General features: G+C 28.8%; 16 protein-coding genes and 1 pseudogene. 6 read left to right on the forward strand and 11 right to left on the reverse strand.

Features of this window, described 5'->3' with window-relative positions; all coding sequences use genetic code 11:
• Positions 1–6: 6 nt before the first annotated feature.
• Positions 7–639 carry a CatB-related O-acetyltransferase gene (locus KPL54_RS02695; RefSeq protein WP_216104436.1) on the reverse strand — a complete coding sequence of 211 codons (633 nt, stop codon included), beginning with the start codon at positions 637–639 and terminating at the stop codon, positions 7–9.
• Positions 640–796: 157 nt separating this feature from the next.
• A pseudogene (locus tag KPL54_RS02700) lies at positions 797–1,581 on the reverse strand (amidohydrolase family protein).
• Between the two features lie 119 nt (positions 1,582–1,700).
• Between KPL54_RS02700 and KPL54_RS02705 the strand changes: the two are divergent.
• Positions 1,701–2,024 carry a winged helix-turn-helix transcriptional regulator gene (locus KPL54_RS02705; protein WP_216104438.1) on the forward strand — a complete coding sequence of 108 codons (324 nt, stop codon included), beginning with the start codon at positions 1,701–1,703 and terminating at the stop codon, positions 2,022–2,024.
• 127 nt (positions 2,025–2,151) lie between these two features.
• Here KPL54_RS02705 and KPL54_RS02710 read toward each other — a convergent pair whose 3' ends face one another.
• On the reverse strand, positions 2,152–2,568 hold the full coding sequence (locus KPL54_RS02710) for a YjdF family protein (RefSeq protein ID WP_216104440.1): 417 nt from the start codon (positions 2,566–2,568) through the stop codon (positions 2,152–2,154).
• Between the two features lie 322 nt (positions 2,569–2,890).
• Here KPL54_RS02710 and KPL54_RS02715 point away from each other — a divergent pair, with 322 nt between their 5' ends.
• Positions 2,891–3,697: a nitroreductase family protein gene (locus KPL54_RS02715; protein WP_216104442.1), complete on the forward strand. Its 807-nt coding sequence runs from the start codon at positions 2,891–2,893 to the stop codon at positions 3,695–3,697.
• 175 nt (positions 3,698–3,872) lie between these two features.
• On the opposite strand, the gene KPL54_RS02720 is transcribed toward KPL54_RS02715, so the two are convergent.
• Positions 3,873–4,829 carry a carbohydrate kinase family protein gene (locus KPL54_RS02720; RefSeq protein WP_216104444.1) on the reverse strand — a complete coding sequence of 319 codons (957 nt, stop codon included), beginning with the start codon at positions 4,827–4,829 and terminating at the stop codon, positions 3,873–3,875.
• A gap of 273 nt (positions 4,830–5,102) precedes the next feature.
• Here KPL54_RS02720 and KPL54_RS02725 point away from each other — a divergent pair, with 273 nt between their 5' ends.
• A complete protein-coding gene (locus tag KPL54_RS02725) occupies positions 5,103–5,789 on the forward strand; it encodes a YczE/YyaS/YitT family protein (protein ID WP_216104446.1) in 687 nt (228 codons plus the stop codon).
• A gap of 103 nt (positions 5,790–5,892) precedes the next feature.
• Here the strand turns inward: KPL54_RS02725 and KPL54_RS02730 are convergent, their stop codons facing one another.
• From KPL54_RS02730 to KPL54_RS02740, 3 genes are all read right to left on the reverse strand, one after another.
• Positions 5,893–6,510 (reverse strand): HAD family hydrolase, encoded by a 618-nt coding sequence (locus tag KPL54_RS02730; protein ID WP_216104448.1) that lies wholly within the window; start codon positions 6,508–6,510, stop codon positions 5,893–5,895.
• A 107-nt stretch (positions 6,511–6,617) separates the two neighbouring features.
• Positions 6,618–7,376 (reverse strand): isoprenyl transferase, encoded by a 759-nt coding sequence (locus KPL54_RS02735; protein WP_216104450.1) that lies wholly within the window; start codon positions 7,374–7,376, stop codon positions 6,618–6,620.
• 172 nt (positions 7,377–7,548) lie between these two features.
• Positions 7,549–8,145, reverse strand: a complete 597-nt coding sequence (locus KPL54_RS02740) for a maltose acetyltransferase domain-containing protein (protein ID WP_216104453.1) — start codon at positions 8,143–8,145, stop codon at positions 7,549–7,551.
• A 134-nt stretch (positions 8,146–8,279) separates the two neighbouring features.
• Here KPL54_RS02740 and KPL54_RS26420 point away from each other — a divergent pair, with 134 nt between their 5' ends.
• On the forward strand, positions 8,280–8,408 hold the full coding sequence (locus KPL54_RS26420; RefSeq protein ID WP_268037712.1) for a hypothetical protein: 129 nt from the start codon (positions 8,280–8,282) through the stop codon (positions 8,406–8,408).
• Between the two features lie 3 nt (positions 8,409–8,411).
• On the opposite strand, the gene KPL54_RS02745 is transcribed toward KPL54_RS26420, so the two are convergent.
• A complete protein-coding gene (locus KPL54_RS02745; RefSeq protein ID WP_216104455.1) occupies positions 8,412–9,023 on the reverse strand; it encodes an SH3 domain-containing protein in 612 nt (203 codons plus the stop codon).
• A 309-nt stretch (positions 9,024–9,332) separates the two neighbouring features.
• On the opposite strand from KPL54_RS02745, the gene KPL54_RS02750 reads away from it, so the two are divergent.
• The gene (locus tag KPL54_RS02750; RefSeq protein ID WP_216104457.1) at positions 9,333–10,373 is read left to right on the forward strand and encodes an AI-2E family transporter; all 1,041 of its coding nucleotides are present in this window, start codon (positions 9,333–9,335) and stop codon (positions 10,371–10,373) included.
• A 263-nt stretch (positions 10,374–10,636) separates the two neighbouring features.
• Here KPL54_RS02750 and KPL54_RS02755 read toward each other — a convergent pair whose 3' ends face one another.
• Together KPL54_RS02755 and KPL54_RS02760 are read right to left on the reverse strand one after the other, a co-directional pair.
• Positions 10,637–10,840: a helix-turn-helix transcriptional regulator gene (locus KPL54_RS02755; RefSeq protein WP_216104459.1), complete on the reverse strand. Its 204-nt coding sequence runs from the start codon at positions 10,838–10,840 to the stop codon at positions 10,637–10,639.
• Between the two features lie 17 nt (positions 10,841–10,857).
• Entirely contained in the window at positions 10,858–11,550 is a 693-nt protein-coding gene (locus KPL54_RS02760) for a DUF6773 family protein (RefSeq protein ID WP_216104461.1), read from the reverse strand.
• Positions 11,551–11,964: 414 nt separating this feature from the next.
• Here KPL54_RS02760 and KPL54_RS02765 point away from each other — a divergent pair, with 414 nt between their 5' ends.
• Positions 11,965–13,125: a serine hydrolase domain-containing protein gene (locus KPL54_RS02765; RefSeq protein ID WP_216104463.1), complete on the forward strand. Its 1,161-nt coding sequence runs from the start codon at positions 11,965–11,967 to the stop codon at positions 13,123–13,125.
• 154 nt (positions 13,126–13,279) lie between these two features.
• On the opposite strand, the gene KPL54_RS02770 is transcribed toward KPL54_RS02765, so the two are convergent.
• The gene (locus KPL54_RS02770; protein WP_216104471.1) at positions 13,280–14,260 is read right to left on the reverse strand and encodes a ketoacyl-ACP synthase III; all 981 of its coding nucleotides are present in this window, start codon (positions 14,258–14,260) and stop codon (positions 13,280–13,282) included.
• Positions 14,261–14,485: the final 225 nt, after the last annotated feature.

Consider the following 14,485-nt stretch of genomic DNA (forward strand, 5'->3'; position numbering starts at 1 on the left):
ACTTGTTCACTTTAACTTATCAATGTTTCCTGATTGAATATATTTAATATTTGCTTGGATTTTTTCATATGTCCAATTCCACCACTTAATTTCAAGCAATTTAGAAATTGTTTCATCATCACACCTTTTCTTTATAACTTTTGCGGGTACTCCTCCAACAATAGTATATGGAGGAACATCCTTGGTAACTACTGCTCTAGTTCCAATAATTGCACCATCACCAATTTTCACCCCTGACATGATTATAGCGTCATAACCTATCCACACATCATTTCCAATATCAATATCACCCTTATTATCCCAAGCATCAGTTATATGGCTGACGGGTAAACCCCATTTCTCATAAAATATTGGAAATGTATAATTAGATAGTGATTTCATTGTGTGATTTCCACTTGTCATGAGAAACTTCGCCTTACATGCAATTGAACAAAACTTCCCAATTATTAATTTATCATTGTTTACAGTATACTGATATAATACATTATTTTTTTCGAAATCCCTTGGATCATTATTAAAATCATTATATATTGTATAATCTCCAACTTTTATATTATCTCTTGTAATTACGTTTTTAAGATATATTGTTTGGTTGTCATTACTTCTTGGATATATTTTATTTGAATTTGGAATAGTCATATTTGAATCTCTCCTTTGTATTAAGATACTTTAATGCCTATTCCATTATTACAATGCATTTTTTCATACAATCACTCCTCAAACAGCAACCCTTATATATCATATTATACCATATTATTCAATAATTAAATTATTTTATATTTATAAAATAAAATATTTAAAGCTTTAATAATTTTGCCATGTTATCCCCTAAAACATCATTAATATATGATTTATTGCATAATTTTTCAATAGCTTCTTTTGATAACTGCAAATCTCCATGGGCATATCTACACCAAATATACATTTTAATGGAATTTCATTTATGGCTATTTTCAAAACAAGTGTAGAAAAACAAGCAGATGTGTCAAGATATAAATTTGGCATCTCTTTTGCAAGTTCTATTGCTGTTAGCCAGTTACTTCCTCCCATATGTCCTAATATAACAGGAATATCAGGAAATTTTTTGCTTAGTTCAGCAATTTCCTTAATATCTTTTAATACTAAAGGATTAAACGCGTGTATCCAAATTGGTAATTTCCCAAATATCATCGAAGACTTAAAAATGGTAGTTAATATTTTTATTTGACCACTTGGAAGTGTAAATTCACCAATACCAGCAAATTTGTTTTTTGCTATGTTTTCTTCAATATATAAGTTAGTATCATTTTCATTCAATCCAACGGGTACAGAACCAAATCCAATATATCTAGATGGATACCTTTGAATTATTTGTTTGAGTTCATTTATAGACTTATATTTTTCATCTAATGAAAAATTTGTTTTCCCAGATACAATATCATTTAAAATTTTCATCTCTTTTTTTAAACCTTCTAAATTATCCGCTTTTTCTGGATGTATTGATGTTGAAAACAGAATCGTTTTTTCAACACCTGCCTTATCCATTATTTCGATATGTTGTTCAACTGGTAAATTAACATGTGAATGTCCATCAATAACCATATATATCATTCCTTCTTATTTCTAATTTGAGTTGCAACTCACCCTTATTATAGATTAGTTTCCAAAAAATAATAGTATGCACTTTTTTGTGATATACTTTCAAAAAGGAGAGTGAAGATATGTCAGAAAAATTATGTTATATCAGTAATAAAGAACCTTTTGAATACACTTTGTCAGTTGTAAGTGGAAAATGGAAGTTAAAAATAATTTATTTACTTGCTTGTATGGGTACTGTAAGATATGGGGTTTTAAAGAAAAATATTGAAGGGATTACTCATAAGATGTTAAGTTCACAATTAAAAGAATTAGAAAACAAAAATATTATATTGAGAAAAGAGTATCTTCAAATTCCTCCAAAAGTAGAATATTCTCTTACCGAAAAGGGGCAAAGTCTCATGCCAATTGTTAATGATATGTGTGCGTGGGGCGAAAAACAAATTTAAATCGTAACCATTTAATATAATAGGTGTTGTATTTAGGAATGTATTCTTATAACAAAAATAGTACATCCACTTTTAAAATTATTAATACTGAATTTAAAAGAAGGAAAAACATAGAGGTCACTATGAATTAATGACCTCTATGTTTTTCCTTCTTTTTCAACTCATGTATTGCAAATTGCCTTTCTTTTTCTTGTTCATTTTCATCTTTTAAATTCTTTTTTCTTTCTACAATATTTGTTTCTTGCTGTAATTTCATAGCAAGTTGTGCTTTGGTTCCTATCCCATTATTTTCAGTTTGTTTCTTTATTTGCTTTTGAAGTTTTTTAGGATTTATCTTCTTATCTTTAAATTCATTAATTGATAATGAGTTACTAAACTTTAAATTACAAAATTCATTTAATACAAAATCGTATAATTCATAATCCTTTGGCTCAGAACCAAATACAACCTTTGAAACTTCATATTTTTTTGCGGATATTCTCTCAAAAACACCTACCCAAAACATACCTTCAAAAAATACAGTAAGCTTAATACTAACTTCCATTTTAAATCTCCTCCTGATATAGAAAACTAATTATAGAGAATGGACGACCCCAGGAGGGAAGGTTACTGCTATCTACGTTCATATAGATAGGTTTGGACTACCAACCAAAACTGTGTTTTTATTTCTAATTATATAATACTATATTTACACTTAATATACAATATAGTTTAAATATGTTAGATGCATTAGGCATATTAGGTATGTAAATTGGTACTAAGTCACTAATATGTATGTACTTGCAAATAATAGCACTATGTCATATAGTTATACCAATAGAAACATATTTTGGAATTATAGAATAAAAAAATAGGAGTGAAAACTAATGGAATTAATTAAAGTAAATCAATTAAAGTGTGTTAAATGTGGAATTTGTACGAAAGTATGCCCACCAAAAATCTTGGATATGAATGAAAATGGTCCTATAGCAATTAAGCCACAAGGATGTATAGCCTGTGGGCAATGTGTTGCTGTATGCCCTAACAGTGCAATTGACAATATCAAAACCCCCTTAAATAAACAGACCAATCTAAAAAAGTTCCCAGTTATAAATCAAGAAACTGCTAAACAGTTTATTAGGTCTAGACGATCAATCCGATGTTACAAAGATATGGCAGTACAACGAGAGCAATTAATCGAATTAGTTAATATTGCACGTTTTGCACCTACTGCTAGTAATCAGCAAGGAATATCATATATAATTGTTGATGATAAAAAAATACTAAAAAAAGCTACAGAGGTTGTCATAGAGTGGATGGAATCACAAGGTGAAAATCCTTTACACTGGAGTTTTCCTTATCATATTCGTGCTTATAGAGAAACTGGAATAGATCAAATATTACGTGATGCTCCAAATTTAATTTTAGCAATGGCTCCAAAAGAAATGAAAAATGGCAGAGAAAATACAATCTTTTCATTTGCTTACTTGGAATTGTTTGCAACGACTCTCGGATTAGGTAGCTGTTGGGATGGACTCCTTGAAATGTGTGCATTTGCTAATTATTATCCACTATTAGAGTTATTTAATATTCCGAAGAATAAGGTGTTAACAGGTGCAGTTATGGTTGGTTATCCTCAATATGTCTATAAACGTCTGGTAGATCGTAACCCATTAGATGTTACTTGGATTTAATAACATGCATTAAATCTTTAAAAGCATAACATAAGATAAACTTGTGATGTTTATGCTACTATCTTTCTCTACATTTTAAAAAAGGAACAAAATTAATTGTTCCTTCTCCATAATTTTCATATTTATATTAATATAAGGTAACTAGTCTTAAACCTTGTTTTGTTACTTATTTAAACTATTTTAACATTTGTACTTCTTCGAGCGTTGGTAGAGATGCTATAGCCCCGAGTTTTGTACATGTAATAGCGCCAACTTTATTACTAAAAGTTATTATATCTTTAATAGTATCAGGATTATTCATAAATGATTTTGGATTCTTTAGCTGTGCAAGTTTATAAAGAAATGCACCTACAAATGCATCACCAGCTCCTGTTGAATCAATACATTTAATTTTTATACTATTGATTATACTACTTCCTTCATTGGTAGAAATTAATGTGCCTGCTTCTCCAAGTGTAACAGCTACGACTTTTGCACCTAAGCTATGAAACAACTTAATACCTTCATCTAAATTTTCTTTACCTGAAATTATTTTTATTTCTTCATCACTTACTTTAACAAAATCTGAATATTTAAGACATTGTTTTGATATTTCTACAAAGTCGCTCAATCTATTTTTCCACAAATCTATTCTATAATTAGGATCAAAAGAAATAAAAACTTCATTCTCAAAAGCAAGCTCCATGGCTTTTAAATAAGTTTCCTTTGAAGGCCCACCTAAAAGTGCAGTTGCAGAACCAAAATGCATTATTTTAAAAGATTTTAGCTTATCACGATCTAGCTCATCAAAAGTTAATAATTCATCTGCACCTCTATTAAAAATAAAATCTCTTTCTCCATCTTCATTTAACGAAACAAATGCTAAAGTCGTCTTAGAATTTTTATCAAGTATAAGCATAGAAGTGTCTACTCCGGCTTCCTCTAATGTTTCCTTCAAGAACATACCAAAGTTATCATTACCAACTTTCCCTGCAAAATATGCCTGGCCTCCTAACTTTGATATAGCTGCTGATACGTTAGCTGGTGCACCTCCTGCTTTTTTTACAAAATTTTCCCCTTTAGTTAAACCACTATTAATATCCGAACAAATAAAATCAATTAACAATTCACCAATACATAGTATTTTATTCATAATACGCCTCCTAATTCCAATTATTATTCATTTACTTTAACACATTTCAGACTAAATTGTATATATACCTTTTATTTTTGATGTTTATTTACCTTTTATTTTTATTTTTGATGTTTGTTACTCTTTGAATTGGTTATGCTCTTGACGCCGTTTACAAAATACAGTAAAATAAAACAAGTGAAGCCAAACGAAATATAAATCGAACATAAACGAACACAGATAAACGTGTTGCAGATTAAGAAACTATAAGATATAAAGAAAGGGATGGAAAATATGACTAAAAAACTAAATCTATTTAAAAGACTAACTATATTTTTTGTAGGAATGAGTATTATACAGATTGGAGTAGCATTATTTTTAAAAACTAATATTGGTTCCGATCCATTTACTTTATTCACTCAAGGAATAGCATCTTTATTAAATAAAACACCCGGAAATGCTAATATGGTTATTTTATTTGTATTGTTTTGCATAATACTTGCAGTTGAAAGACGTCGTATAAAGATAGGAACAATTATATGCGTTGTTGGAGTAGGACCTATTATTGACCTTGGAGTAAAGGCTGTTTCGTTTTTCCCAATTGCATCTTTAAATATTGGTGCAAAGATACTTTTAGTTGTATTAGGTTGTGTTTTAATTGCAATTGGATTTTCTATACTTAAAGCAAGCAATCTAGGTGTTGCACCAAATGATATTGTTCCATTTATTATAAAAGATAAGATCAATTTAGAATATCGTTGGATTCGTATGGTGTTAGATATTAGCTTTGTAGTAATGGGCTTTGCACTCGGCGGAGTATTTGGAATAGGTACAATAATATCTGCATTATTAACAGGCCCATGTATACAATTTTGTCTTCCGTATGGAGAAAAGTTCGTAAATATTATTGTTAAAGATGAAGATGAGTCTGTATCTGAATCTGAATCTGAATCTGAAGAAAATATATCTTTAAGGGCTTAAATTTAAAAACTAACGATGTTGCAATAATTCTTTGAGAGAGACAGTCAACCTAATAGTAAATATTTGAATGTCTCTTACTTAAGGAGTTAATTGATAATTAAACTTATATAAGTTCCAGTATTTGTTTGGGATTTTTCAAAATATAATTTGCATTAATTCCAATGGATGATTTAGCACCCCATAACGCTAATGCAAAATCTATACCAGCACTAAATGCACATTCCATATCATACTTAGTGTCACCGATATATATAGTCTTTGATTTATCTACCCCTGACAATTCAATAAATTTTAAAATTGGATCTGCATTAGGCTTATGTCTTTCTGTATCATCTGCACAAACTACTAATTTAAAATAATCGGCCAACCCAAAAGGTACAAAATCACTTATGTACTCTGCTTTAGTCTTTGATGTAACTATACCTGCTAAAATCCCTATTTCGCTTAATTTGACTAAAGTATCCTTAATATCATCAAACACTTTCACATGATTAAGATAGTCTTTCAAATATCTATTCCATTTCTCATTAGACTGAAATAGATTAGTTATTCCAAGTTTATTTAATGCTACTTCTCCTGGAATACCTAATGCAAATCTTAGTTCTTCAAAACTAAACTTTTTATTAAGTTCTTCAAGCACTAATTTTTGAAGTGATGAAAGAACTGCAAATTCAGTATCTAAAATAGTACCATCAATATCAAATATAATATAATTATACATTTATTACCTCCATTATTTAAATTAAGTATATCTACAATTATTTCCCAATACGTAGTTTCTTGCCTCTACAACAAAATTAATTAAATAATAATATTATCTCCTGTCAACTAAATTCCACCGAAGCGTCTATCTCGTTTTTGATAATCATGTATTGCCATATGTAAATGCTTAGCCTTAAAATCAGGCCAATATATATCTGAATACCAGAACTCTGAGTAAGCACTTTGCCACAGCAGAAAATTACTTAGCCTTTGTTCTCCACTGGGCCTTATAATAATATCTGGATCAGGCATTCCAGCCGTATATAAATAGTTAGCCACTAATTTTTCATCTAAATCAACTTTATTTATTTTTCCATACTCAATATCTTCATTAATTTTTTTAAAGGCCATAATCAATTCAGCTCTACCACCATAATTAAAGGCTAAATTTAATACTAACCCCTTATTATTCTTTGACTTTTCAAATGCATTATTCAATGCATTTTGGCATATTAACGGAAGTTTAGTTATATCACCGATATTGTTTATTACAACATCATTTTTATATAACTCTTCAAACTCACTTTTAAGATATTCTACAAGTAACTTCATTAAAGCATTTACTTCATCAGCCGGTCTTCCCCAGTTTTCCGTTGAAAACCCGTATAATGTTAAATATCTCACACCTATTTTACTACATTCTTTTACTACATCCCTTAAAGCTTCAACCCCTGCTTTATGACCTATATTTCTAGGTAATTTCCGTTTTTTTGCCCATCTTCCATTTCCGTCCATAATAATTCCGATATGTTTAGGAATATTATTCATATCTATAGAACAATCATCAGTTATTAATAGTTTCTTCTTTTTTAAAATATTCCACATTAATGTTATTCTCCCCTCCTATAATCATCACCTAATAATATCGTTAAATTTCCTGCTTCTTTCTTTAAACTAATATATGTGCTAAAGTCCATTCAACAAGATAAGTATATAACTGTAAATGCAGGTTATATACTTATCTTGTCATTAAAATAATTAATGATTTTAATGACAATTATTCGATTCTTCTGTTTTTATAATAATATTCTTTATCACGTTCATCTATATTCCTTAATACATGACATGGATTTCCTACAGCAATTACATTTTCAGGAATATCATGAGTAACAACACTTCCAGCACCTATAACTGAATTATCTCCTATAGTGATGCCTGGTAAAATCACTACATTGGAACCTATCCATACATCGTTACCAATTCTTACAGGAATTGAAAACTGAGTACCTGGCCTGCGAAGATTTGAATCAACGGGATGTCCTGTTGGGGTTATTGTTACATTAGGGGCTATCATTACATGTTCGCCTATATAAACATCAATATCATCTATAATTACAAGATTAAAATTAGCATAAAAATAATCACCAATATGCACGTTTGTACCATATGCCATATGTACTGGTGGTTCAATCCAAATATTCTCACCCATATCTCCTAATAATTTTCTGAGCAAGTCTTTCATTTTTTTTTCTTCACTTGGGTGTGTATGGTTATAATCATATAATAATTCCTTACACTTTTTACGTTCCTCGTTAAGACCCTCTCCTTCATCTATATACAACATACCATTTTTCATTTTATCTCTAATTTTCATAATAACCTCCATAACTTATAAAATCCATTTAAATTAATGTTTTATATTTAATCTTTGCTTAGATATTGATTACAATTTCGACCAATAATATACATTTATATCATACCATAATTATGGTGTGAGGAGATATTTTAATGGAAGATAAATCATCATTGGTAGCAATCATTCTAATCACATTAATATCAATATGGACAGCAAATAAGACTTTGAAACTTAAAAATCCATATCATAATCGATATGGATTTTTAAGTTTCAATATATAATACTTATTTAGTTGTTATTTTCACATATTGATTACTTACATATCCTGTTTTACCACTATAGCTTATCTTATAAAAACCACCTACTTTTCCCATAATTTTAACTTTAGTTTTGTTAGCCAATTTTCCTTGTATAGAAGAAGTAGTTGATGCTCCAGTTCTTATGTTTACAATAGATGTTGTTACACCATCTTGTACTTTAGATACTGTTTGGGACGTTACTACCGCAGCTGGTTTAGCTGTTATTTTTACATATTGACTACTTACGTATCCTGTTTTACCGCTGTAGCTTACTTTATAAAAACCACCTTTTTTTTCAAGAATTTTAATTTGGGTTTTGTTAGCTAATTTCCCTTGTATAGAAGATGTAGTTGATGCTCCAGTTCTTATGTTTACAATAGATGTCGTTACACCATATTGTATTTTGGCTACTACTGGTTGTTTAACTACACTACCTAATACTTGTACATATTTATTTGCACTGCTTGTACTGTTATTATAATTTACATGGTTTATACCTATAGATACTAATGCGATCCCCATAATAATAGTAGCGACAACCGCCTTTTTCTTTAATGAAGCTTTTTTTAATTGGGTTAAAAGTTTAATGTTTTTCAATTTAATTCCTCCTCAAAGTATATAGTTTATTTTTTATAATATACCATAATTTTACATCCATATAAAGACTTTTATTAAAATTAATAAAATGGAAACATTTATATATATTATCAATTCATTTAAAATTAGAGCTAATTCCAAACTTTAATTATAATTATTCTTATTAATTGCAATTATAATTTGCCGTGCACCCTAAATAATTGCTATAATAAACAAATAAGATAATAACTTATTATAATAACAACATATGGTAAAATATTTAAATACATATGACAAATTCTAATAAAACAAGATGAAGGAGTATTTTAAATGCAAACAATAATAGAATTATTTCACAAAGAATCGGTAATAAAAGTATTATTAATAGCAGCTTTAGTATTATTCGCTTTCTTAATCAGATCTATTTTAAATTTGGTTTTATTAACTTTTATGATTTCTTATTTAGCAAATAGTCTACAAAGTTTATTAACTGAGCAAATCAACAAGGTTATAAAGGTAAACCCAGCTATTATTACTATAATTATATACATGTTTATGACAATAACTGTAGTGCTGCTAGCATTGAAATATATACCACTTGCCATTTCTCAAAGTTTACATATTTTACGTAGAATGGAATACAATAATTTCGTGATAGATACAAAAGGAAATATGAAGTATTTCGCACCTATATTTCATCAAATCAACATAGCAAGTTATGCTAAAACGGGGATTCAAAGTATTATGATTTTTATAACTGATTTTGGTAAATGTGGCTTGAATTTTTTTATGGCACTTCTATTAAGTTTGGTATTTGTATTAGAGAAAGCTAGTGTATTAAAATTTCTATATAAGTTTAAACATAGTAGAGTATCTTCAGCATACAATTATTTAAGTTGTTTTGGTAATAATTTTTTAAATTCTTTTGGTAAAGTAATACGAGCTCAAATAATGATAGCTATTGCAAATACAATATTATCAATTATAGGACTTACTATAATGGGCTTTCCAGCATTGTTCGCCCTTGCATTTATGATATTTATTTTAAGTCTTGTACCTGTAGTCGGAGTGTTTTTTTCTTTAATCCCCTTATGTCTAATTGCCTTTAAAATAGGAGGGTTAATTAAAGTAGTCTTTGTACTTATTATGATCTTGGTAATTCATACTATTGAAAGTTATGTTTTAAACCCAATGTTTATGTCTGATACAACCCATCTCCCAATATTTTTTACTTTTACAACATTAATAATATCAGAACAGTTTATGGGAACTTGGGGTCTGTTACTTGGCATCCCAATTGTTATATTCGTATTAGATTTAATTGGAGTGGATTTAAATGAAAAAAACGACTCCAAGATAAAAAAAATTTAAAGAGAAATTTATATCATAATAAACGCTTACCCCACAATAGTAAGTATCTAGATAAAAATATTAACACCCGTTATAATTAAACATGAAGGAGTCCAACACCTACATCATAAAAACTCCTTCAATTCCATTTTCAACATCTGCCTCAATTGATATAACCTCATTGTATATGTCAAAATGGTTAGCTCCTATTATCGTATAATATAAACAATTTTCATTTAACCTTTTTATACGATCGCAATGTATTTTTTAAGAATATTCTACCATTAGATACTTTCATCTTCCCAAAATAAATCATTTAAGGTTTTATTTAAGGTTGTACATATAGCAATACATAACTTAATAGATGGATTATATTTTCCAGATTCAATAAGCCCAATTGTTTGTCTTGTAACACTTACATTATCCGCCAATTGTTCTTGAGATAAGTCACATTCAATTCTAGCTATTTTCATTTTTTTATTCTTCATATTTTCCTCCTAGCATATTACATGTCATTTTTATTTTCTTGTTCCATTTCCGTCAACTCATTGTTTGAATGTCGCTCCGATTTATTTCTAATACTCTTCATGATGAAATAAAATGGTATACCCCAAGCAATTGCCATTATAATAACCAAAATCAACCCAATTGGATGAAAATTATTATTTTTAAATAGTACTTTCCATTCCATAACAACACCATAGAAAATGCTTCCAATTGCTACTCTCACTTTAAATGATTTTACTCCAGCTACCTCTGCTTTTTTGCTACCCCAAACAAATAAGCCATTTTTTACTATCTTAAAAGTATATATACAAGCAGGTATAATCCAAACTAGAACATAAGTAGACGATAAAATCAATTTATCAAATGCGAACATCAAAATAAATTCACCAAAAACATAGGTAATAAAACAAATATAAAAACTATGCATTATATAACGATTTTGAATCTCATGGATACACTTATCAGAATGTTTAAATAATGGTATTCCAGTAACATAGGTTCTAATAAACAAATAACCAATAGAACCTAGTATTGCAATTATTTCTAAAATGTAGTCTGTAATATTTTGTGTTAATAACAAATATTTAAAAACAACTTGTATTATTGTTAAAATAATAATTAACGGATACAAGTGTGCACAAATTTCATTGGATTTCTTTACTATCCGTTCGTCTTTTGGTTTAGATTTCATAATAAAAACCCCTCTTTTCATTTTCAAATTACTAACATCATACAATATATATTTCTATTTGTAAAGTATATATTGCATTCTTATTCATATATGTTCCATATCTATACCCAGTGACGCAGAACTATTCAATTTTTGAATGATTTTTTAAAGTATTCTTATTCATTAAGCAATCAAATAATTAGAACTTTTACTATAGTGAGCAACATCCGAATATTCTTTAAACCTAAAACTTATATCCAAATTTTTAAGTATTTATATAAAATTTACAGTATAATTAAATAAATACATTACACCATACTTGTAACTTCTGTTTTGTATTTTTTAATATATACTAAAAATATAATTAGACCATTTTGCATTTTTAGTTTGATCCATATGCAAGTGGCCATATGAATAATTTGGGAGGAAATAATAATGACAAAAAAAAATATAATAAAGATAACCTCTTTATTATTTACATTCATAATAATAACAACAGGCTGTGGTAAAAGTACAACCTCCACACTTAATATTCCAAAAACAAATAATAGTGCTAAAACAGATAATAGTCCAAAAATAGATAATAGCGTGAAAATAGATGATAGTGAAATTGGATCTAAGATATCTAAATATATAGATTCTTATTCTCCAAATGATAAATTTAGTGGTAGCATTCTCGTTGCTAAAGATAATAAGGTATTAGCAGATAAAGGATATGGAATGGCCGACTATAATAAAAAAATTGTTAATAACCCTAAAACAGCTTTCGAAATTGCATCCTTAACAAAACAATTTACTGCTACAGCAATTTTAATGTTACAAGAAAAGAAACTTTTAAATGTCCAAGACACAGTTGACAAATATATTCCAGATTATCCGGATGGCGATAAAATAAAAATTTATAATCTACTCACTCACACCTCAGGAATTCCTGATTATAATCAATCTTCTATATCCTCAATAAACGGTAAGCATACCTATACTCTAAAGGAAAGTGTTAAGCTATTTAAAAATAAGCCACGTCATTTTAAATCTGGAACAAAGTACGAGTACAGTAGTTCAAATTATATATTACTTGGATATATAATAGAAAAGGTGTCTGGCATTAACTATGAGGAGTATATAGACAAAAATATATTTAAACCTTTAAAATTAATTGATACCGGATTTTTAACTTATAAAGCTATAATAAAAGGCAAAGCAAATGGATATTATCGTCCTGAAAAAACAGATAAATATAAATCGTCATTTGATAAAGAAGGATCCATATTACCCCCCGCTGGAGGTATTTATTCAACAGTTGATGATTTATATACCTGGTATAATGCGCTACTTGATGGAAAATTAATTAATAAAAAATCATTAAATGGAATGATTACACCACATCTACATAGTTATGGATATGGATTAATTATAACCAAAAAGGCTAATGGGAATATAATGATTTGGGATAATGGAAGTACACTAGGCTATACATCATATTTAGGAAAAGATATTAACAAAAGGTATGTAATTATTATACTAAGCAATAAATATGCGTATAATGTTATGCCTATAGTTTCAGGATTATCCAATATATTAGAAATGAAAAAATAATTTATTTTATGCAAAGTTTTGGTATTTAATGGTGGTAAAATTGCAGAAGAAGGTAATAATGGAACAGAAAGCAGCTATTTAAGTAAAACAATCTTCATAATCTCAAACAGCAGCTCTGCTTCATTGTACTTATGTATATAAATTAAATTTCTTCTTACCATTCAATAATAATTCCGCCATGAGTAAGTCCCCCGCCAAATCCGTAAAGTAGTATCTTATCACCTGTTGCTATTTTGCCTTCTTTTAACGCTAGCCAAATAGCTAGAGGAATAGATGCACTTGAAGTATTTCCGAATTCTGTTACGCTAACTAAAGTTTTCTCAATAGGATACTCAAGACGTTTGCATATTCCTTCAATCAAACGCAAATTTGCACTGTGAGGTACAAACCACTTAATATCTGAAAGTGATAGCTGAGAGGTTTCTAAAAGTGTTTTAATACCATCTACTACATTTTTCATAACGTATCTATATACTTCACCACCATTTTGAACAATACGATGTTCCTTTATAACAGATGATTCCCCAATGTTTTTTGAATGATTGCTACAATAAATACTATCAGCCCCACTACCATTTGTTTCGAAATTTGTAGCAATGAAGGCGCCTTTTCCATCAGTTTTTTCTAATAAAAATGCTGATGCCCCGTCACCAAAAAGTATACATGTGTTTCTATCTGTATAATCAATAAGTTTAGATATTGCCTCAGTTGCTACAACTAGAATTTTTTTATTTTGACCAATTGTAATAAATGCATTTGCTACCGATAATGCGTAGACATATCCTGTGCAAGCTACATTTATATCCATAACGCCTGTTTTTCTGATGCCAAAATGACCCTGAATTAATGAGGCTACATTTGGGACAATGTGGTCGGGGCTAGTTGTTGAAACCACTATCATATCTACATCAGATAAGTCAGCCCCGTAAACTTCAATTAAATTTTCAACAGCCTTGATAGCTAAATCACTTGCATTTTCAGTTTCACTACTAATGTGTCTTTTTATTATACCTGTGCGTCTAATAATCCATTCATCGCTTGTATCTACCAACTTCTGCAAATCATAATTGGTAAGAATATCTTTTGGAACATACCCTCCGACTCCAGTTATTTTTGTTTCTGATTTAATTATCACACCGTTACCTCCTGTTAATTAAAATAGTATCCATCACTGATAAAATAACCGATTTTTATGTATTGCTACAATATTTTTTAAAATCAATCAATTCACAAAGTATACCTAAGCAGTAAATATAAGTATAACTACAAATAACATTATACCATAATAAGTTATTGAAATAAGATAGGGCACATATTGGAATTAATTTCCATAATGTGCCCTATCTTTTCATATTTTATA

The sequence above is a fragment of the Clostridium estertheticum genome (assembly GCF_018861295.1).
Taxonomy (GTDB): domain Bacteria; phylum Bacillota; class Clostridia; order Clostridiales; family Clostridiaceae; genus Clostridium_AD; species Clostridium_AD estertheticum_D.

Coding starts and splice junctions, on each gene's coding strand:
- KPL54_RS02725 (WP_216104446.1), top strand. CDS start 5,103: ATGACTAAAAAACTAAATCTATTTAAAAGACTAACTATATTTTTTGTA.
- KPL54_RS02765 (WP_216104463.1), top strand. CDS start 11,965: ATGACAAAAAAAAATATAATAAAGATAACCTCTTTATTATTTACATTC.
- KPL54_RS02705 (WP_216104438.1), top strand. CDS start 1,701: ATGTCAGAAAAATTATGTTATATCAGTAATAAAGAACCTTTTGAATAC.
- KPL54_RS02735 (WP_216104450.1), bottom strand. CDS start 7,376: ATGTGGAATATTTTAAAAAAGAAGAAACTATTAATAACTGATGATTGT.
- KPL54_RS02755 (WP_216104459.1), bottom strand. CDS start 10,840: ATGAAGAATAAAAAAATGAAAATAGCTAGAATTGAATGTGACTTATCT.
- KPL54_RS02740 (WP_216104453.1), bottom strand. CDS start 8,145: ATGAAAATTAGAGATAAAATGAAAAATGGTATGTTGTATATAGATGAA.
- KPL54_RS02750 (WP_216104457.1), top strand. CDS start 9,333: ATGCAAACAATAATAGAATTATTTCACAAAGAATCGGTAATAAAAGTA.
- KPL54_RS02710 (WP_216104440.1), bottom strand. CDS start 2,568: ATGGAAGTTAGTATTAAGCTTACTGTATTTTTTGAAGGTATGTTTTGG.
- KPL54_RS02715 (WP_216104442.1), top strand. CDS start 2,891: ATGGAATTAATTAAAGTAAATCAATTAAAGTGTGTTAAATGTGGAATT.
- KPL54_RS02695 (WP_216104436.1), bottom strand. CDS start 639: ATGACTATTCCAAATTCAAATAAAATATATCCAAGAAGTAATGACAAC.
- KPL54_RS02730 (WP_216104448.1), bottom strand. CDS start 6,510: ATGTATAATTATATTATATTTGATATTGATGGTACTATTTTAGATACT.
- KPL54_RS26420 (WP_268037712.1), top strand. CDS start 8,280: ATGGAAGATAAATCATCATTGGTAGCAATCATTCTAATCACATTAATA.
- KPL54_RS02760 (WP_216104461.1), bottom strand. CDS start 11,550: ATGAAATCTAAACCAAAAGACGAACGGATAGTAAAGAAATCCAATGAA.
- KPL54_RS02720 (WP_216104444.1), bottom strand. CDS start 4,829: ATGAATAAAATACTATGTATTGGTGAATTGTTAATTGATTTTATTTGT.